General features: G+C 51.7%; 19 protein-coding genes and 1 pseudogene. 11 read left to right on the forward strand and 9 right to left on the reverse strand.

Going from position 1 to position 16,671, the window contains the following annotated elements:
• Nucleotides 1–21 precede the first annotated feature (21 nt).
• The gene (gene anmK / locus ACHHZ7_RS22070; protein ID WP_060682255.1) at nucleotides 22–1,143 is read right to left on the reverse strand and encodes an anhydro-N-acetylmuramic acid kinase; all 1,122 of its coding nucleotides are present in this window, start codon (nucleotides 1,141–1,143) and stop codon (nucleotides 22–24) included.
• Nucleotides 1,144–1,417: 274 nt separating this feature from the next.
• On the opposite strand from anmK, the gene slyB reads away from it, so the two are divergent.
• Entirely contained in the window at nucleotides 1,418–1,885 is a 468-nt protein-coding gene (gene slyB, locus ACHHZ7_RS22075; RefSeq protein WP_003029175.1) for an outer membrane lipoprotein SlyB, read from the forward strand.
• A 46-nt stretch (nucleotides 1,886–1,931) separates the two neighbouring features.
• On the opposite strand, the gene slyA is transcribed toward slyB, so the two are convergent.
• Nucleotides 1,932–2,372: a transcriptional regulator SlyA gene (slyA, locus tag ACHHZ7_RS22080; protein WP_008784672.1), complete on the reverse strand. Its 441-nt coding sequence runs from the start codon at nucleotides 2,370–2,372 to the stop codon at nucleotides 1,932–1,934.
• 192 nt (nucleotides 2,373–2,564) lie between these two features.
• Here slyA and ACHHZ7_RS22085 point away from each other — a divergent pair, with 192 nt between their 5' ends.
• The 3 genes and pseudogenes from ACHHZ7_RS22085 to ACHHZ7_RS22095 all read left to right on the forward strand — a co-directional run bounded on the left by ACHHZ7_RS22085 (nucleotide 2,565) and on the right by ACHHZ7_RS22095 (nucleotide 5,704).
• The gene (locus ACHHZ7_RS22085) at nucleotides 2,565–2,801 is read left to right on the forward strand and encodes a DUF1656 domain-containing protein (RefSeq protein WP_003029180.1); all 237 of its coding nucleotides are present in this window, start codon (nucleotides 2,565–2,567) and stop codon (nucleotides 2,799–2,801) included.
• Between the two features lie 2 nt (nucleotides 2,802–2,803).
• A complete protein-coding gene (locus ACHHZ7_RS22090; protein WP_032941777.1) occupies nucleotides 2,804–3,667 on the forward strand; it encodes an HlyD family secretion protein in 864 nt (287 codons plus the stop codon).
• Nucleotides 3,664–5,704: pseudogene (locus ACHHZ7_RS22095) on the forward strand (FUSC family protein). The gene ACHHZ7_RS22090 and the pseudogene ACHHZ7_RS22095 overlap by 4 nt, the downstream one beginning before the upstream one ends.
• Here ACHHZ7_RS22095 and sodC read toward each other — a convergent pair.
• The 3 genes from sodC to ACHHZ7_RS22110 all read right to left on the reverse strand — a co-directional run bounded on the left by sodC (nucleotide 5,680) and on the right by ACHHZ7_RS22110 (nucleotide 7,471).
• The gene (gene sodC / locus ACHHZ7_RS22100; protein WP_060682257.1) at nucleotides 5,680–6,204 is read right to left on the reverse strand and encodes a superoxide dismutase [Cu-Zn] SodC; all 525 of its coding nucleotides are present in this window, start codon (nucleotides 6,202–6,204) and stop codon (nucleotides 5,680–5,682) included. The pseudogene ACHHZ7_RS22095 and the gene sodC sit on opposite strands and share 25 nt — an antisense overlap.
• Before the next feature lie 81 nt (nucleotides 6,205–6,285).
• Complete coding sequence (locus tag ACHHZ7_RS22105) at nucleotides 6,286–7,182, reverse strand: aldo/keto reductase family oxidoreductase (RefSeq protein ID WP_048214269.1); 897 nt, start codon at nucleotides 7,180–7,182, stop codon at nucleotides 6,286–6,288.
• Nucleotides 7,183–7,231: 49 nt separating this feature from the next.
• Nucleotides 7,232–7,471: a DUF1289 domain-containing protein gene (locus ACHHZ7_RS22110; RefSeq protein WP_003832768.1), complete on the reverse strand. Its 240-nt coding sequence runs from the start codon at nucleotides 7,469–7,471 to the stop codon at nucleotides 7,232–7,234.
• A 101-nt stretch (nucleotides 7,472–7,572) separates the two neighbouring features.
• Between ACHHZ7_RS22110 and ACHHZ7_RS22115 the strand changes: the two genes are divergently transcribed.
• The 4 genes from ACHHZ7_RS22115 to rnt all read left to right on the forward strand — a co-directional run bounded on the left by ACHHZ7_RS22115 (nucleotide 7,573) and on the right by rnt (nucleotide 10,572).
• A complete protein-coding gene (locus ACHHZ7_RS22115; protein ID WP_060682258.1) occupies nucleotides 7,573–8,172 on the forward strand; it encodes a TetR/AcrR family transcriptional regulator in 600 nt (199 codons plus the stop codon).
• 54 nt (nucleotides 8,173–8,226) lie between these two features.
• Complete coding sequence (locus ACHHZ7_RS22120) at nucleotides 8,227–9,324, forward strand: alkene reductase (RefSeq protein ID WP_060682259.1); 1,098 nt, start codon at nucleotides 8,227–8,229, stop codon at nucleotides 9,322–9,324.
• A 97-nt stretch (nucleotides 9,325–9,421) separates the two neighbouring features.
• The gene (gloA, locus tag ACHHZ7_RS22125) at nucleotides 9,422–9,829 is read left to right on the forward strand and encodes a lactoylglutathione lyase (RefSeq protein WP_003832762.1); all 408 of its coding nucleotides are present in this window, start codon (nucleotides 9,422–9,424) and stop codon (nucleotides 9,827–9,829) included.
• A gap of 95 nt (nucleotides 9,830–9,924) precedes the next feature.
• Entirely contained in the window at nucleotides 9,925–10,572 is a 648-nt protein-coding gene (gene rnt, locus ACHHZ7_RS22130) for a ribonuclease T (RefSeq protein ID WP_048226615.1), read from the forward strand.
• A 53-nt stretch (nucleotides 10,573–10,625) separates the two neighbouring features.
• Here the strand turns inward: rnt and grxD are convergent, their stop codons facing one another.
• Nucleotides 10,626–10,973: a monothiol glutaredoxin 4 gene (gene grxD, locus ACHHZ7_RS22135; RefSeq protein WP_003832760.1), complete on the reverse strand. Its 348-nt coding sequence runs from the start codon at nucleotides 10,971–10,973 to the stop codon at nucleotides 10,626–10,628.
• Nucleotides 10,974–11,307: 334 nt separating this feature from the next.
• Here grxD and ACHHZ7_RS22140 point away from each other — a divergent pair, with 334 nt between their 5' ends.
• Nucleotides 11,308–12,138 (forward strand): C40 family peptidase, encoded by an 831-nt coding sequence (locus tag ACHHZ7_RS22140; RefSeq protein ID WP_008784666.1) that lies wholly within the window; start codon nucleotides 11,308–11,310, stop codon nucleotides 12,136–12,138.
• 127 nt (nucleotides 12,139–12,265) lie between these two features.
• Nucleotides 12,266–12,847 (forward strand): superoxide dismutase [Fe], encoded by a 582-nt coding sequence (gene sodB, locus ACHHZ7_RS22145; protein ID WP_003029205.1) that lies wholly within the window; start codon nucleotides 12,266–12,268, stop codon nucleotides 12,845–12,847.
• A 39-nt stretch (nucleotides 12,848–12,886) separates the two neighbouring features.
• On the opposite strand, the gene ACHHZ7_RS22150 is transcribed toward sodB, so the two are convergent.
• Together ACHHZ7_RS22150 and cydH are read right to left on the reverse strand one after the other, a co-directional pair.
• Nucleotides 12,887–14,056, reverse strand: a complete 1,170-nt coding sequence (locus ACHHZ7_RS22150) for an MFS transporter (RefSeq protein WP_008784665.1) — start codon at nucleotides 14,054–14,056, stop codon at nucleotides 12,887–12,889.
• Between the two features lie 175 nt (nucleotides 14,057–14,231).
• Complete coding sequence (cydH, locus tag ACHHZ7_RS22155; protein WP_003029209.1) at nucleotides 14,232–14,321, reverse strand: cytochrome bd-I accessory subunit CydH; 90 nt, start codon at nucleotides 14,319–14,321, stop codon at nucleotides 14,232–14,234.
• A gap of 297 nt (nucleotides 14,322–14,618) precedes the next feature.
• On the opposite strand from cydH, the gene purR reads away from it, so the two are divergent.
• A complete protein-coding gene (gene purR / locus ACHHZ7_RS22160; protein WP_003832757.1) occupies nucleotides 14,619–15,644 on the forward strand; it encodes an HTH-type transcriptional repressor PurR in 1,026 nt (341 codons plus the stop codon).
• Here purR and punR read toward each other — a convergent pair.
• Nucleotides 15,641–16,573, reverse strand: a complete 933-nt coding sequence (gene punR / locus ACHHZ7_RS22165; RefSeq protein WP_003029215.1) for a DNA-binding transcriptional activator PunR — start codon at nucleotides 16,571–16,573, stop codon at nucleotides 15,641–15,643. The genes purR and punR overlap by 4 nt on opposite strands.
• Nucleotides 16,574–16,671: the final 98 nt, after the last annotated feature.

Here is a 16,671-nt window from a genome sequence, read left to right on the forward strand (position 1 = left end):
CACCGCGCTGAATAATTTCAGTTAACTCTGAGTTCGTGGATTGGCAGGATAAATTGCCCCTAAAACACTCGGCTCTGACGCCCCAGTCACAGACGGTAAATTTCCCGGTAATCCGGCCAGCGTTCGCCACGCCAGCCAGGCAAAGGCTAACGCTTCCATATCATCACCGCTGATCCCGGCTTCATCAGTAGAGGTAACCTCTGTACCCGGTAATAATGCCGCCAGACGCATCATCAGCAGTGGATTACGACTGCCACCACCACATACCATGAGTCGATCACAGCCGCCGCTTAACAAGACCTGCTCTGAAATGGTTACTGCCGTCAGTTCGGCAAGCGTCGCCTGTACATCTCGTGGGCTAATTCCCGGAAACTGCGCCAGATGACGCTCTATCCAGCCGTAATTAAAATACTCACGGCCGGTACTTTTCGGCGCAGGCGCGGAAAAATAAGGGTCGTTAAGCATATTCTGCAGCAACGGCAGGATCACCGTTCCTGAAATGGCCCACTGCGCATCTTTGTCGTAGGGCTGGCCACATTGCCGCCAGATCCATGCATCCATCAGCATATTGCCCGGCCCGGTGTCGTATCCGCGAACGGGTTGTTGCGGAATAAGCAGAGACAGATTGGCAATCCCGCCGATGTTTAACACCATTCGCCGTTCCGTTGGATGTGCCAGCAGTGCCTGATGAAACGCAGGAACGAGCGGTGCACCCTGCCCGCCGAGGGCGATATCACGTCGACGAAAATCGCCGACTACGGTTATCCCGGTACGCGCGACAATCTGGTTGTTATCACCAATTTGCAGCGTGTGTGGCGCAGCACCGTTCGGTTCATGCCACACGGTTTGCCCGTGGCAACCAATCGCAATGATATCCTGCGGTTTCAATTTTTCTTGCGCCAACAGCGCATTCACCGCCTCAGCAAATAGATAACCGAGCTGTGCATCTAACTGACCAAACTGAGAAAGTGTAAGCTGCTGCCCCTGGCAGATATCCAGAATCGCTTGTTTAACATAAATGGGGATGGGCCAGGTCAGACTCGCCTGCTGCGCAACCATCGTTTCATCTATTGTCGCCAGCACAACATCGACGCCATCAAGGCTGGTTCCAGACATTACACCGATAAAACGGCCCGATTTCATAGGTCATCCTTTTAAGCAAATTAGCCTTGACACTCAACCATAAAGTGTCGACTAATGCCATGCTTCCTTAATGATTTTTGGTGGCTAATCATTACAATGATCGTTTAATTACATCAATTACATGAATGATTCGTTTATACTCGGTTGATCCGATTTCGGTTAAGATTTTCATATTGTTCCAGTAGAACATGTGACCTTAGGCTCACAAATGCCATATAATTTAGCCATGAAGGGTGCTTTATTAGCGTTTCGTGGTGACAAAGGAGATTTGTAAATGATTAAACGTGTGCTGATTGTTTCATTAATGGGCGTATCTTTAGCGGGTTGCGTTAACAATGACAGCCTTTCAGGCGACGTATATACCGCATCCGAAGCGAAACAAGTTCAGAACGTTACCTACGGTACGATTGTTCATGTTCGTCCGGTGCAAATCCAGGGTGGCGATGACGCAAACGTGATTGGTGCTATTGGTGGTGCGGTACTCGGCGGGTTCCTTGGTAACACCGTCGGCGGCGGTACGGGTCGTTCATTAGCGACGGCTGCAGGTGCAGTTGCCGGTGGCGTAGCGGGTCAAGGCGTACAAGGTGCGATGAATAAAACCCAGGGTGTGGAACTGGAAATCCGTAAGGATGATGGTAATACCATCATGGTGGTTCAGAAACAGGGTGCGACCAAGTTTTCAGCCGGCCAGCGCGTTGTTATGGCTAACAACGGCAGCCAGGTTACCGTGTCTCCACGCTAATCGAATTCACGTGTGGTCAGGCTCTGGCCACACGTAACTTATCGTTTCAACCTTGTGACTGCAGTTCAATAATATTGTGTTCGAGTTTGGCAACCAGCTTAATCAGCAGATCAATTTCCTCAGCTGAAATCCCTTCCAGAATTTCTCCACGTGTTTTGTTGATCACCGCTTCCATATCAGCGATCAGCGGCTCAGCCTTCTCTGTCAGTTTAATTCTCTTAGCTCGACGATCGCTGGCGCAAGTCTGTCGTGAAATGAGTCCCTTTTCTTCCAACTGGTCAAGCGTACGTACCAACGAAGGCTGCTCGATGCCAATCGCTTTAGCCAACTGAATCTGCGATTGATCCGGCGGCAACTGATGAATGTTGTGCAGCGTAACCCAATGCGTCTGCGTCAACTCCAGAGGTTTCAGGCGATGGTCAATCAGAGCACGCCAAATGCGCACCAACCGTGCCAGATCAGAACCTAATGGCGATTCCAATTTCATCTCCTTATAATTAGCTTGCTAAGTTATTGTGCTGATTTTAGAATAGTGTGCAGCATTTGTATTCCCAAAACAAATGTATTGCCAAATTTGCTTACCGGCTGACATTTTTTCAGACATTATGCGTTACGGAGACTCATTGTCTCTTTTTTGCTAAACCTATAGCAATGCTCTCTTCCGCCAAGGATTTTGCCCGTGAAGTTTATGTTTAATGCAACAGGATTGCCCCTACAAGATTTAATGATCGGCGCATCTGTCTACTTTCCTCCTGTTTTCAAGGCGATTGTAGCAGGATTTATTCTCTGGCTGGTTGTTCATCGCCTGCTGCGCGACTGGATTTACTCCGGCGAAATCTGGCATCCCCTGCTAATGGATCTGTCACTCTTTACGCTTTGCGTATGTCTGGCCTTTGTTATGCTGATAGCGTGGTGATTATGTCGCTTAAAACCGTTAAATACTTCTCCACTATTATAGTCGCTGCAATCGCAGTTTTCGCCGGATGGTGGATGTGGAATTACTATATGCAATCGCCCTGGACACGTGATGGCAAAGTACGTGCTGAGCAGGTCAGCATCACGCCGCAGGTGTCAGGCAGCATTAGCGAACTCTATATAAAAGATAACCAGTTTGTGAATAAAGGCGATGTCCTTTTTATTATCGACAAGACGCCATTTCACATTGCTGAACTGAATGCGCAAGCGCAACTGGCAAAAGCGCAGTCTGACCTGGCGAAAGCCAACAACGAAGCCAACCGCCGCCGTCATTTATCGCAAAATTACATCTCAGCCGAGGATCTGGATACCGCAAATCTCAACGTGAAAGCCATGCAGGCAAGCGTTGAAGCGGCTGAGGCCAGTTTGCGCCAGGCCCAGTGGCAACTGACGCAAACGGTGGTCAAAGCCCCCGTGGCGGGTTGGGTCACAAACCTGTCTACCCGTACCGGTGATTACGCCTCAACCGGTAAGCCCCTGTTTGCCCTTGTCGACAGTCACTCTTTTTATGTGATGGGATATTTTGAAGAAACCAAATTGCGCCATATTCGAGAAGGCGCACCTGCGACGATTACACTCTACAGCGGCAATGTAAAGTTACAGGGTCACGTTTCCAGTATTGGCCGTGCCATCTACGATCAAAGTGTGGAAAGTGATTCCGGCCTGATTCCCGACATCAAACCCAACGTGCCGTGGGTGCGTCTGGCGCAGCGTGTCCCGGTACGCATCGAATTCGACGCCCTGCCGCGGGAGGTCACGCTGGTGTCAGGTACAACCTGCAGCGTATCCATCGGCCAGCGTAAATGAAACTGCCCCGCCTGACACCAGGCAATTTGCCGTGGTTTAAAGCCACGGCGGCACAGTGGCGTTATGCGCTGCGTAACACCATTGCGATGTGCCTGGCGTTAACTTTTGCTTATTATCTGAATCTGGATGAGCCCTACTGGGCGATGACCTCTGCGGCGGTGGTTAGTTTTCCCACCGTTGGCGGGGTTATCAGCAAAAGTCTGGGTCGCGTGGCGGGTAGCTTACTGGGTGCCACCGCCGCATTGATTATTGCCGGTCATACTCTCAATGAGCCGTGGCTGTTTTTGCTGAGCATGTCAGTGTGGATCGGTTTTTGTACCTGGGCATGCGCGCACTTCACCAATAACGTTGCCTACGCATTTCAACTGGCGGGTTATACGGCGGCGATCATTGCGTTTCCCATGGTCAATACCGTGGAAATTACGCAATTATGGGATATCGCGCAGGCACGCGTGTGTGAAGTCATCGTCGGTATCCTGTGTGGTGGCGTGATGATGATGATCCTACCCAGCACCTCCGATGGCACCACGTTACTGACAGCATTGAAAAACATGCATTCACGTTTACTGGAACATGCCAGCCTACTCTGGCAACCAGAAACCACGGATGCCATTCGCACAGCCCATGAAGGTGTTATCGGGCAGATTCTGACCATGAACCTGCTGCGTATTCAGGTTTTCTGGAGTCATTACCGCTTTCGTCGCCAGAATGCTTTGCTCAATTCGCTGTTGCACCAGCAGTTACGGATGACCAGCGTGATTTCCAGTCTGCGCAGGATGCTGCTGAACTGGCCTAATCCCCCGTCCAACACCCGGGAAATCATCGAGCAGTTGCTCAGCGAACTAATAAAATCCAATGCGAATAGCTACACCGTCGCACGTATAATTGCCCCACTGCGGCCCGTCGATGCCCGCGACTATCGACACGTCGCCTTCTGGCAACGACTGCGTTATTTTTGTCGGCTCTACCTGCGCAGCAGTCATTATCTGCATTTACTGGAAAATGGTGTTACCGCCGAGCGTATTAATATCGCCCGCACGCCTGGACTTGCCCGTCATACCGATAATGCGGAAGCTATCTGGAGCGGGTTGCGTACGTTCTGCACTTTGATGCTTATCGGCGCATGGAGCATTGGTGCACAATGGGAATCAGGCTCTGGCGCACTCACGCTCGCCGCGATCAGCAGTGTGCTGTATTCCGCCGTTGCCACACCGTTCAAGTCGCTTTCTTTGCTGATGCGTACGCTGGTTCTACTGTCGCTATTTAGCTTTGTGGTTAAGTTTGGCCTGATGGTGCAAATTTCCGACCTCTGGCAGTTTATTCTCTTTCTCTTCCCACTACTCGCCACCATGCAACTGTTGAAGCTACAAATGCCTGCCCTGGCAGGTCTTTGGGGGCAGCTGATTGTATTTATGGGTTCGTTTATCGCGGTGACCAATCCGCCGGTATATGATTTTGCTGATTTCCTGAATGACAATATGGCGAAAATCACCGGTGTGGCGCTGTCATGGCTGGCCTTCGCCATTCTGCGCCCCGGATCGGATGCACGGAAAAGTCGCCGCCATATTCGCGCCCTGCGCCGGGATTTTGTCGATCAGCTCAGCCGACATCCATCACTGAGTGAAAACGAATTTGAATCGCTGACGTATCATCACGTCAGCCAGCTCAGCAACAGTCAGGATGCGCTGGCGCGACGCTGGTTATTACGTTGGGGGGTCGTTTTACTGAACTGCTCGCATGTGGTGTGGCAACTGCGCACCTGGGAGGCGCGTTCCGATCCGCTGGCTCGCGTCAGGGACGTGTGTATCTCGCTGCTACGCGATGTAATGAGCGAACGTGGCGTCCAGCAACGACCACTGAATGCCACGCTGAATGAGCTACAGCGCATCTGCGATACGCTTGCCCACCATCATCAACCCGCTGCGCAGGAACTGTCGGCACTGGTCTGGCGACTACACTGCTCGCTTTCACAACTCGAACAGGCGCCGCTGCCGGGTACTCTCAGTCGTTGATTATTTGATAACACCACAGGCGTAGCGCGCTCCGCCACCGCCAAGCGGTTTCGGTTGATCGGACATATTATCGCCGCCCACATGGATCATCAGCGCTTTGCCTTTGACTTCATCGATCGTTTTCAGCCGCGGTGCAACGACCGGCGTTGTGGCGTTACCGTCGTTATTCACCACCAATAGCGGCAGGTCGCCCATATGACCTGCGCCTTCCGGGCCTTCATGTTTACCGGTTTGATGCGGATCGTAATGGCCACCAGCCGATTCTGCGGCTGAGGCTTTCCCTTCTTTAATCGCGGGTTGGCAACTGCCGTTCATATGCACATGGAAGCCATGTTCACCTGGCGGCAACGCTTTCAGATCGGGCGTAAACTCCAGTCCCTTTGCGGTTTCAGCAATAGTGACCGTACCAATCGCCTGGCCGACGCCTTGCGACGTGACCAGATTCATCGTCACTTTTTCTTCATTGGCAGCCTGCGCACCTGCACAGGCGAGTAGAGTGATGATGGCCAAACTCAAACGCTTCATAAGACCTCCGTCCAAAAGGTGTCTGATTGTTAAGTGTAAACCAGTGACACAAATTTGAACGGAGATGCGCCAAAAACGCGATTAGGGTACGTCGTAACCCAGCGCCGCTTTACGAATGCGGAACCATTGCTGGCGAGACATGTTCAGCGACTCAGACTCAATGGCAGCACGTACACGCTCTATTTTTCCTGAGCCAATAATCGGCAGCGGCTGAGACGGCAGACGTAAAATCCAGGCGTATACCACCTGCTCAATAGATTGCGCATTCAACTCTTCAGCAATCACGGCAAGCTCATTACGTAAAGGCTGGAAAGCATCATCATTAAACAGGCGACCACCGCCGAGACAGGACCAGGCCATCGGGCGAATGCGCAGCTGTTGCAGTTGATCTAAAGTACCATCCAACAGGAGCGGCTGATGTACTGGTGAAATTTCTACCTGGTTGGTCGCCAAAGTAAACGGCAGACGCGATTGCAGCAATGAGAACTGTGCCGGGGTGAAGTTGGAGACGCCAAAGTGACGCACTTTGCCACTATGGTGCAATTTTTTAAAAGCGTCGGCGACATCGTCAGCATCCATAAGCGGATCGGGACGGTGGATCAGCAGCAGATCAATATGATCGGTCGCCAGCAGCTTCAGCGACTCTTCCGCACTGGCAATAATATGTGCACTGTCGGTGATGTAGTGGCCCAGCGCATTTTCCGCGCGCGCCGTCGTCGCGATCCCGCATTTAGTCACAATCTGCATTTTTTCACGCAAATGCGGAGCCAGTTTCATTGCCTCACCAAACGCCGCTTCACACTGGTAGCCACCGTAAATATCGGCGTGATCGACGGTGGTCACGCCAAGATCCAGATGCTCTTCAATAAAGCTGACTAGCTGGCGCGCGGACATATTCCAGTCCATCAGGCGCCAGTACCCCATCACAAAGCGAGAAAATTCCGGGCCTTGCGGCGCAATAGTAATACGCTGAACCATAGCAGCTTCCTTTTAAGTGAATGTGCCTCGAGTATACGCAATTACGCTTTTAAAAGAGTGAAGGTTGTTGCGGTTCTTCCGAAGGGTTGGCTTTGTTTGCACGTAATTTACGCATCAGGCGCTGACGACAAAGCCGCAGCACTTCCTGCTTTTGGGTATCGCTCATCTTTTGCCAGTTAAAACGCTCATCCCGACTGCGAAAACAGCCACGGCAAAAGCCGCGTTCGTCAGACTGACATATTCCACGGCATGGGCTCTGGACGGGGAAAAACTCCAGCTGTTCGGCCACATCCCCTCCTTTAATAAGATTGATATACCTATTGAAGACGTTAACTGAATTTCTCGCAAGCGCTATTGCATTAGACCGACTGGTCTATTACACTCCTTTTCATGAACAAAATCACTGAACACGATACACGCGAACATCTGCTGGCGACTGGCGAACTGCTGTGTATGCAGCGCGGCTTCACCGGCATGGGTTTAAGCGAACTACTGAAAACCGCTGAAGTACCCAAAGGTTCGTTTTATCATTATTTTCGCTCTAAAGAAGCGTTCGGTGTCGCGATGCTGGAACGCCACTATACGGCCTATCATCGGCGACTGGCTACGCACTTTGATACGGGAGCGGGAAACTATCGCGACCGCATTCTGGCCTACTATCAGGAAACCCTGAATCAGTTTAGTCAGCACGGCATTATTAGCGGCTGTTTAACAGTAAAACTGTCTGCCGAAGTGTGCGATCTGTCAGAAGATATGCGCACTGCGATGGATAAAGGCGCGCGGCACATTATTGTGCTGTTAGCGCAGGCGCTGGAGAAAGGTCAGGCCAGCCATTGTCTGTCTTTTGTTGGCGAGCCGTTACAGCAGGCGCAGGTACTGTATGCGCTGTGGCTTGGCGCCAACCTGCAGGCCAAGATTTCTCGTAGCGCCACTCCGCTGGAAAATGCGCTGGCGCACGTTAAAAACATCATCACAACGCCTGCCGTTTAACAGGCGTTTTTATTTTCTTTATTACTAGACGACCGGTCTATTCAGGAGTGCCACATGTCATCTGAAAAACTGTTTTCCCCACTGAAAGTGGGTGCCATTACGGCAGCAAACCGCGTATTTATGGCGCCACTGACGCGTCTGCGCAGTATTGAGCCTGGCGACATCCCTACTCCGCTGATGGCCGAGTATTACCGTCAACGCGCCAGCGCGGGTCTTATCATCAGCGAAGCGACGCAGATTTCCGCACAGGCGAAGGGCTATGCCGGAGCACCCGGCTTACACAGCGAAGCGCAAATTGCCGCATGGAAGAAAATCACTGCTGCCGTACACGCTGAGCAAGGTCATATTGCTGTCCAGTTGTGGCACACTGGACGCATCTCTCACGCCAGTCTGCAGCCAAACGGTCAAGCTCCAGTTGCACCTTCCGCGATTAGCGCTGGAACCCGCACCTCGCTGCGCGATGAAAACGGCCTGGCAACGCGTGCCGATACCTCAATGCCGCGTGCGCTGGAAACCAAAGAGATTCCGGGCATCGTTAATGACTTCCGTCAGGCGATAGCCAATGCGCGCGAAGCGGGTTTCGATATGGTTGAACTGCACTCTGCCCACGGCTACCTGCTGCACCAGTTCCTGTCGCCAACGTCTAACCAGCGTACCGATCAATACGGTGGCAGCGTCGAAAATCGTGCGCGTCTGATACTGGAAGTGGTTGATGCCGGAATTAAAGAATGGGGTGCCGATCGCATTGGTATTCGCGTCTCCCCGATTGGCACTTTCCAGAACGTAGACAATGGTCCAAACGAAGAAGCCGATGCGCTGTATCTGATTGAACAATTGGGCAAGCGCGGAATCGCTTACCTGCACATGTCTGAGCCGGACTGGGCCGGTGGCGAGCCGTATTCCGATGCGTTCCGCGAAAAAGTTCGCGCGCGCTTCCACGGCCCTATCATTGGTGCTGGTGCTTACACCCCAGAAAAAGCAGAAGCGCTGATCGAGAAAGGTCTGATCGACGCCGTTGCTTTTGGTCGCGCCTATATTGCTAACCCGGATCTGGTGGCGCGTCTGCAACGAAAAGCAGAACTGAATCCGCAACGTGCCGAGAGTTTCTACGGCGGCGGCGCGGAAGGTTACACCGACTATCCTACCCTCTAACGTCACAATCTCCGTTCTGCCATTGATAGCGGCGTAACAACGCCGCTATACTAAAACAACATTTTGAATGTATTAGCCATTTTCGAAGGGGAAAAAGATGCGTTTACTCCATACCATGCTGCGCGTGGGTGACCTGCAGCGTTCCATCGAGTTTTATACCAACGTGCTGGGCATGAAGCTGCTGCGTACCAGCGAAAACCCTGAATACAAGTACTCTCTGGCTTTTGTCGGCTACGGTCCTGAAACCAGTGAAGCAGTAATCGAACTGACCTATAACTGGGGTGTCGACAAGTATGATCTGGGTACTGCCTATGGCCATATCGCCCTGAGCGTAGACAACGCGGCTGAAGCCTGTGAACGTATTCGCCAGAATGGCGGTAACGTAACGCGTGAAGCAGGTCCAGTAAAAGGCGGCACCACAGTGATTGCGTTCGTTGAAGATCCGGACGGCTACAAAATTGAGCTGATCGAAGAGAAAGACGCTGGGCGCGGCCTGGGCGATTAATCTCCCCCTCGGGCGCAGATCGTCTGTGCCCATAGTTTTATACTCATCATTTTGCCATAATACGCGCTGCAATTTTCCCGTATTAAGAGACCCAGATGTCCGATAACGCTCAACTTTCCGGTCTGTGTGACCGTTTTCGTGGTTTTTATCCTGTCGTCATTGATGTCGAAACCGCAGGGTTCAATGCCAAAACCGATGCGCTGCTTGAGATTGCCGCCATCACACTGAAAATGGATGAACAAGGCTGGCTGATGCCGGACACGACGTTACATTTCCACGTAGAGCCGTTTGAAGGTGCCAATTTGCAACCGGAAGCGCTCGCCTTTAACGGTATTGACCCTAACAATCCGCTACGCGGTGCGGTCAGCGAATATGATGCTTTGCATGCCATCTTCAAAATGGTGCGTAAAGGCATTAAAGACAGCGGCTGCAATCGGGCAATCATGGTGGCGCATAACGCTACGTTCGACCACGGTTTTATGATGGCGGCGGCAGAACGCGCCTCGCTCAAACGTAATCCGTTCCATCCATTTGTCACCTTTGATACGGCGGCATTAAGCGGCCTGTCACTGGGGCAGACTGTGTTGTCAAAAGCGTGCCTGGCGGCGGGAATGGAGTTTGACGGGAATCAGGCGCACTCGGCGCTGTATGACACCGAACGTACGGCCGTGCTGTTTTGCGAAATCGTTAACCGCTGGAAACGTCTCGGCGGTTGGCCTCTTCCCGTGCCTGAAGAAGCGTAACGGCGACATAAAAAAAGCGACCATTTCAGGTCGCTTTTTTACTTCTGCTGGTATTACTCAGCGTCCGGCTCTTCGGTTTTGTATTTCGCTGCTGTTTCTTTAATCAGCTGCTGCAACTCACCGCGCTGGTACATTTCGATCAAAATGTCACAACCGCCAACCAGCTCACCATCAACCCACAGCTGTGGGAAAGTTGGCCAGTTTGCGTATTTCGGCAGTTCGGCGCGAATATCCGGGTTCTGCAGAATATCAACATAAGCAAAGCGTTCACCACAGGCTGACAGCGCCTGCACAGCCTGTGCGGAGAAACCGCAGCTTGGCAGTTTAGGGGAACCTTTCATGTACAGGAGAATCGGGTTTTCAGCGATCTGGCGCTGGATTTTTTCGATAGTGGTGCTCATTATCTTGCTTCCTTAAACTTCTTTTACGGCAGTAGTCTGACATTGTAACGGGTCAGACAGGCAACGGAAAATAACATTTTCATTACGCGTTATTATTTTATCCCCTGACGCTAAAAGTTGCATTCACAATCTCACTTATCCCCTTCAAACATGTGGATTTGATTATCCGTTCACCAACTCAAACGTTAATTGCTGTTTTTTTTTGCGGTCGGTTACGAAACATAGTTTTAAACAAAAAAAGCTATTAACTTTCCCTCTTTCTATAGATTAGAATCATCAAGTTTTGAAAATCACACGCAGGCACGATAGACCTGCCTTACCAGAGGACTGCTCAGTGGCGCGGATAAACCGAATCTCGATCACGCTCTGTGCTTTGCTTTTTACTACACTGCCTTTTACGCCTATGGCTCATGCTTCCAAGCAGGCCAGGACGACACCTACCAGTACTCACCCACTCAAGACGGTAGATAAAAAGAAAAGCGCAACAACCAGCCAAAAAACAACAAAGACCAGCAAGAAAACGGCGACAAAGACCACCAGCAAAACCAGCACCAAAACCGCTTCCTCTTCTAAAAAACGCACAGCCACTCCGGCAAAGTCGACTAAAACTGCAAATCGCCGTGGTAAAACTGCCGCAGCACAAACCGCAGCCGTTACCTGGACGGAAAAATGCACACCGCGCAAAGGTCATAAACCACGCTGCGTGAAGGTGAAAACCACTGCACCGACTACGCTTGCTGACGCACATAAAGTGAAAGTGCAGAAAGCGACTAAAACCGCTATGTCCACCTTGATGAACCAAATCGGTAAACCTTATCGTTGGGGCGGCTCCTCGCCAAGAACCGGGTTTGACTGCAGCGGTCTGGTTTATTACGCCTATAAAGATCTGGTGAAGTTCCGCATTCCGCGTACCGCGAATGAAATGTACCATCTGCGTGATGCCGCACCAATTGAACGTGGCGAGCTGAAAAATGGTGATCTGGTATTCTTTCGTACCCAGGGTCGCGGAACAGCCGATCACGTCGGCGTCTACGTCGGCAACGGTAAGTTTATTCAGTCACCGCGCAGCGGGCAGGAAATTCAAATCACCTCTCTGAGCGAAGATTACTGGCAGCGCCACTATGTGGGCGCTCGTCGGGTAATGACGCCAAAAACAATTCGCTAAAAACTTACCCTACAGAACATGCTGTAGGGTAAGTTCTTCTTTTGCATAACCTTTCAATTTGCTACCCTATCCTTACTCACAATGAGGCTATTGTGTGTACTCAATATAAATAATAAGGAGAGAAGCAATGTCGTTTGAATTACCTGCATTACCGTATGCCAAAGATGCTCTGGCACCGCACATTTCTGCCGAAACGCTGGAATATCACTATGGCAAACACCATCAAACCTACGTGACCAATCTGAACAATCTGATTAAAGGCACGGCGTTTGAAGGCAAATCACTGGAAGAGATCGTTCGTAGCTCTGAAGGCGGTGTATTCAATAACGCAGCACAAGTATGGAACCACACGTTCTACTGGAACTGCCTGGCACCAAACGCAGGTGGTGAACCGACCGGTAAACTGGCTGATGCAATTGCCGCCTCCTTTGGCAGCTTTGCAGATTTCAAAGCGCAGTTCACCGATGCCGCTATCAAAAACTTCGGTTCTGGCTGGACCTGGCTGGTAAAAGGAACGGATGGCAAACTGGCTATCGTCTCCACCTCCAACGCAGGTACTCCGCTGACTACCGACGCGACGCCGCTGATGACCGTTGACGTATGGGAACACGCCTACTACATCGATTATCGCAATGCCCGTCCTGGCTACCTGGAACATTTCTGGGCACTGGTGAACTGGGAATTTGTTGCGAAGAACTTCGCAGCATAAAAAAGATAACGCAGAAGGACTTCCTTCTGCGTTTTTGCATTAATTCGCGGTAGTGAAAGCCTCTTCAGGCTGTCTTCTTGCGGAAATGAACACCAGCAGCAGCGCAAGTCCCGCCACAATCGCCCCCATCACCGGCACAAAACTGTAGCCCAGGCCGCCAGATATCACCGCCCCACCGGCCGCTGCACCAAGGGCATTCCCCAGATTAAACGCGCCAATATTGACTGACGATGATAATCCAGGCGCTTCGCTGGCAACGCGCATCACACGCATCTGCAACGGTGGAACGACCGCAAACGTCGCCGCGCCCCAGACCACCATACTGACCGCCGCTCCCAGCTCATTACGCGCAAGGAAAGGAATGGCCAGCATAATAACCATCAGCAGCAGTAAAAAGCCTTTCAGCGTACCGTTGACTGAACGGTCAGCCAGTTTGCCGCCAAAATAGTTACCGATCGAGAAGCCAACGCCTATCAACACCAGCATCCCGGTAACAAATGCCGGTGTAGCATGAGTGATAGTATGCAGAACCGGCGAGATGTAGGTATACAGCGTGAACATCGCCCCAGCACCCAGTACGGTAGTCAGTAACGCCGACAACACCTGTGGGCGCATAAGTACCGCCAGTTCGCTACGGACATCCGGGCGCTCTCCTGCTCCACCCTTGGGTAATGAGAAGAACAGGCTGACCATCGCAATGACACCCAGCCCCGCAGTGGCCATAAACGACATGCGCCAGCCGATGGTTTCACCAAGCCAGGTCGCCGCCGGAACGCCGCCAATATTGGCGATGGTTAACCCCATAAACATCGTTGCCACGGCGCTGGCCTGCTTATGTTTGGGTACCACACTGGCTGCAACCACAGAACCGAGACCAAAAAAGGCTCCATGGTTAAGACTGGTCAAAATACGCGATAGCATCAGCGTGGTGTAATCCGGCGAGATAGCCGAAAGCACATTACCCAGCGTGAAAATCGCCATCAGGAATATCAAAGCATTACGTCGCGCACGATGAGACAGCAGCAATGTCATCAGCGGTGCACCTACCATCACACCTACTGCATAAGCGCTGATCAGCATGCCAGCCGCCGGAATCGAGACGTCCACACCTTTGGCAATGACGGGCAACAACCCCATTGGCGAAAACTCGGTGGTGCCAATACCAAACGCCCCGATTGCCAGCGCCAGTAAAGGGTAATTGATTTTCATATTTCGACTCCGTATCGTCGAGCCGTGGCACGACATAAAATAAGAGTCAAAAGCATGACATTGATCGCAAAATTAATAAAGTTAACAAAACTGCAAAAGACTTTTGCTTATTCGCAAACAATAGAGGGGAAAAACGAGTCGAAGGGATGAGGGAGAGCTAACTCCCTCGGGGAAATCAATGCAGCGCTGCGGTCAGACCACCCGCGACGATCAAACCCAGAACAATAATGGTAGTCACTAACGAAAATTTCAGATCGGTGCTCATCAAGTTTTCTCCTTTTTATTCCCACACAAAAAGTGATATTGCGCATTTTTACACACTTGAAAGCAAAAATCTCTCACGATTTATATTGATAACTGCTTTTAACTCTTCCCCTTTTCGTTAAGATCAGACAAAATTCCACGCTTACTTGATTAGCGTACCGGCCATTGACCCCTTCCTGACGTTCCGTGTCGTTTTCCCGGCGTGCCGCAACCCTTACGTTGCGATAAGGGTGTGTAAAGGCAAACGTTTACCTGGAGTATTCTCAGGAGCTTAGGATATGGTCTGGAGTGAGATGTAATGGCAACAATTAAAGATGTAGCGAAGCGAGCAAACGTTTCCACTACAACCGTATCACACGTAATTAACAAGACGCGCTTTGTCGCGGAAGAAACACGTAATGCTGTCTGGGCAGCAATCAAAGAACTGCACTATTCTCCGAGCGCAGTTGCCCGCAGCCTGAAGGTAAATCACACCAAGTCTATCGGCTTGCTGGCGACCAGCAGCGAAGCGGCCTATTTCGCCGAAATTATCGAAGCCGTTGAGAAAAACTGTTTCCAGAAAGGCTATACCCTGATCCTGGGTAACGCATGGAACAGTCTCGAAAAACAGCAGGCTTATCTGTCGATGATGGCGCAAAAGCGCGTTGATGGTCTGCTGGTGATGTGTTCTGAGTATCCGGAGTCGCTGCTTTCGATGCTCGAAGAGTATCGCCATATCCCGATGGTCGTCATGGACTGGGGCGAAGCAAAAGCCGACTTTACCGATACGGTCATTGATAACGCCTTCGAAGGCGGTTACATGGCGGGCCGGTATCTGGTAGAACGCGGTCATCGTGAGATTGGCGTGATCCCTGGCCCAATGGAACGTAACACCGGGGCCGGGCGTCTGGCTGGCTTTATGAAAGCGATGGAAGAAGCGCTGATTAAAGTGCCTGAAAACTGGATTGTTCAGGGCGATTTCGAGCCTGAATCCGGCTATCGCGCCATGCAGCAAATTCTGTCGCAGTCACATCGTCCGACCGCTGTCTTCTGCGGTGGCGATATTATGGCAATGGGTGCGCTGTGCGCCGCTGACGAAATGGGGCTGCGCGTACCGCAGGATGTCTCACTCATCGGCTACGACAACGTGCGCAACGCCCGCTTCTTCACGCCGGCCTTGACGACCATTCACCAGCCGAAGGATTCACTGGGTGAAACGGCCTTCAACATGCTGTTAGACCGTATCGTGAATAAACGTGAAGAGTCACAGTCTATCGAGGTGCATCCGCGCCTGGTTGAGCGTCGCTCCGTTGCCGACGGTCCGTTCCGCGATTACCGCCGTTAAGCCTGTTGTGCGGGAGTCTCATCTGGCTCCCGCAGCCATTCCTTGTTCAACGTTTCACTATCCCCTAAATAGTCCAGCAGCCAACTCAATGCCGGTGACGTATCGTTCTGCTGCCATGTCAGACAACATGCGGCATCAGGAAAGGGGTTCTCCAGTTGCAGCGCAACCCATTTACCACTATCGATCCACGGCTTGGCAAAATGCGTCGGTACCATGCCCACGCACAATCCCGCGGACAAACAGGTCGCAGAGGATTCCCAGTCCGGCACGACGACGCGCTTTTGGTTATCCAGCAGCCAGGTAATACGCTTCGGCAATGTTCGGGAGGTATCTTCGCGCACCAGTGACGGCCAGTTGCGCAACGTGTCATCACTTAGCGGTCCGGGCATTGAAGCCAGTGGGTGATGACTGGCTACCACGCAGCTCCAGCTCAGCATTCCCATATCGCGGAAGGTATACCGCCCCCCGACCGGAATGGCCTGTGTGGCCCCGATGGCCAGCTCCACACGCCCATCAGACAGTGCGTCCCACACGCCGTTAAACACTTCCTGAAAAACTAACAACTCCACATCATCAAAGTGACGGTAGAAATCCACGATCATCTGTCGGGTACGATCCGGGCGGACAATGTTATCGACGGCGATCGCCAGCTGTCCGCGCCAGCCGTTGGCAATTTGCTGACATTGCTGGCGCGTGATCTGCATTTTTTTGATAACAGAGCGGCCTTCTTTTAAAAACCATGCCCCGGCAGGCGTTAATTCCACATCCCGATGGCGTCGCTCAAAAAGTGGCACCGCCAGCCATTCTTCCAGCTGGCGCACGGTGTAGCTTACTGCCGAAGGTACACGGTGCAGCTCCTGCGCGGCCGAACTAAAACTGCCGTTACGCGCAACCGCATCAACCACTTCAAGTGAATATTCCGACCACATATTCTGCCTGCAAAAAATTTGAAATCAGTAAGCAAATATTAGCGTTTCACAGCGAGAATTACACTCACTACACTCAGCGGCATTGTTCTACTGCTAAA

Source organism: Citrobacter freundii complex sp. 2024EL-00216 (assembly GCF_043945515.1).
Taxonomy (GTDB): Bacteria; Pseudomonadota; Gammaproteobacteria; order Enterobacterales; family Enterobacteriaceae; genus Citrobacter; species Citrobacter portucalensis.

Bases quoted from the DNA above. Each gene is read 5' to 3' on its own strand.
- ACHHZ7_RS22090 (WP_032941777.1), top strand. From the start codon at position 2,804: ATGTCGCTTAAAACCGTTAAATACTTCTCCACTATTATAGTCGCTGCA.
- cydH (WP_003029209.1), bottom strand. From the start codon at position 14,321: ATGAGCACCGATCTGAAATTTTCGTTAGTGACTACCATTATTGTTCTG.
- anmK (WP_060682255.1), bottom strand. From the start codon at position 1,143: ATGAAATCGGGCCGTTTTATCGGTGTAATGTCTGGAACCAGCCTTGAT.
- rnt (WP_048226615.1), top strand. From the start codon at position 9,925: ATGTCCGATAACGCTCAACTTTCCGGTCTGTGTGACCGTTTTCGTGGT.
- ACHHZ7_RS22115 (WP_060682258.1), top strand. From the start codon at position 7,573: ATGAACAAAATCACTGAACACGATACACGCGAACATCTGCTGGCGACT.
- purR (WP_003832757.1), top strand. From the start codon at position 14,619: ATGGCAACAATTAAAGATGTAGCGAAGCGAGCAAACGTTTCCACTACA.
- gloA (WP_003832762.1), top strand. From the start codon at position 9,422: ATGCGTTTACTCCATACCATGCTGCGCGTGGGTGACCTGCAGCGTTCC.
- ACHHZ7_RS22120 (WP_060682259.1), top strand. From the start codon at position 8,227: ATGTCATCTGAAAAACTGTTTTCCCCACTGAAAGTGGGTGCCATTACG.
- slyB (WP_003029175.1), top strand. From the start codon at position 1,418: ATGATTAAACGTGTGCTGATTGTTTCATTAATGGGCGTATCTTTAGCG.
- slyA (WP_008784672.1), bottom strand. From the start codon at position 2,372: ATGAAATTGGAATCGCCATTAGGTTCTGATCTGGCACGGTTGGTGCGC.
- ACHHZ7_RS22105 (WP_048214269.1), bottom strand. From the start codon at position 7,182: ATGGTTCAGCGTATTACTATTGCGCCGCAAGGCCCGGAATTTTCTCGC.
- sodC (WP_060682257.1), bottom strand. From the start codon at position 6,204: ATGAAGCGTTTGAGTTTGGCCATCATCACTCTACTCGCCTGTGCAGGT.
- sodB (WP_003029205.1), top strand. From the start codon at position 12,266: ATGTCGTTTGAATTACCTGCATTACCGTATGCCAAAGATGCTCTGGCA.
- grxD (WP_003832760.1), bottom strand. From the start codon at position 10,973: ATGAGCACCACTATCGAAAAAATCCAGCGCCAGATCGCTGAAAACCCG.
- punR (WP_003029215.1), bottom strand. From the start codon at position 16,573: ATGTGGTCGGAATATTCACTTGAAGTGGTTGATGCGGTTGCGCGTAAC.
- ACHHZ7_RS22150 (WP_008784665.1), bottom strand. From the start codon at position 14,056: ATGAAAATCAATTACCCTTTACTGGCGCTGGCAATCGGGGCGTTTGGT.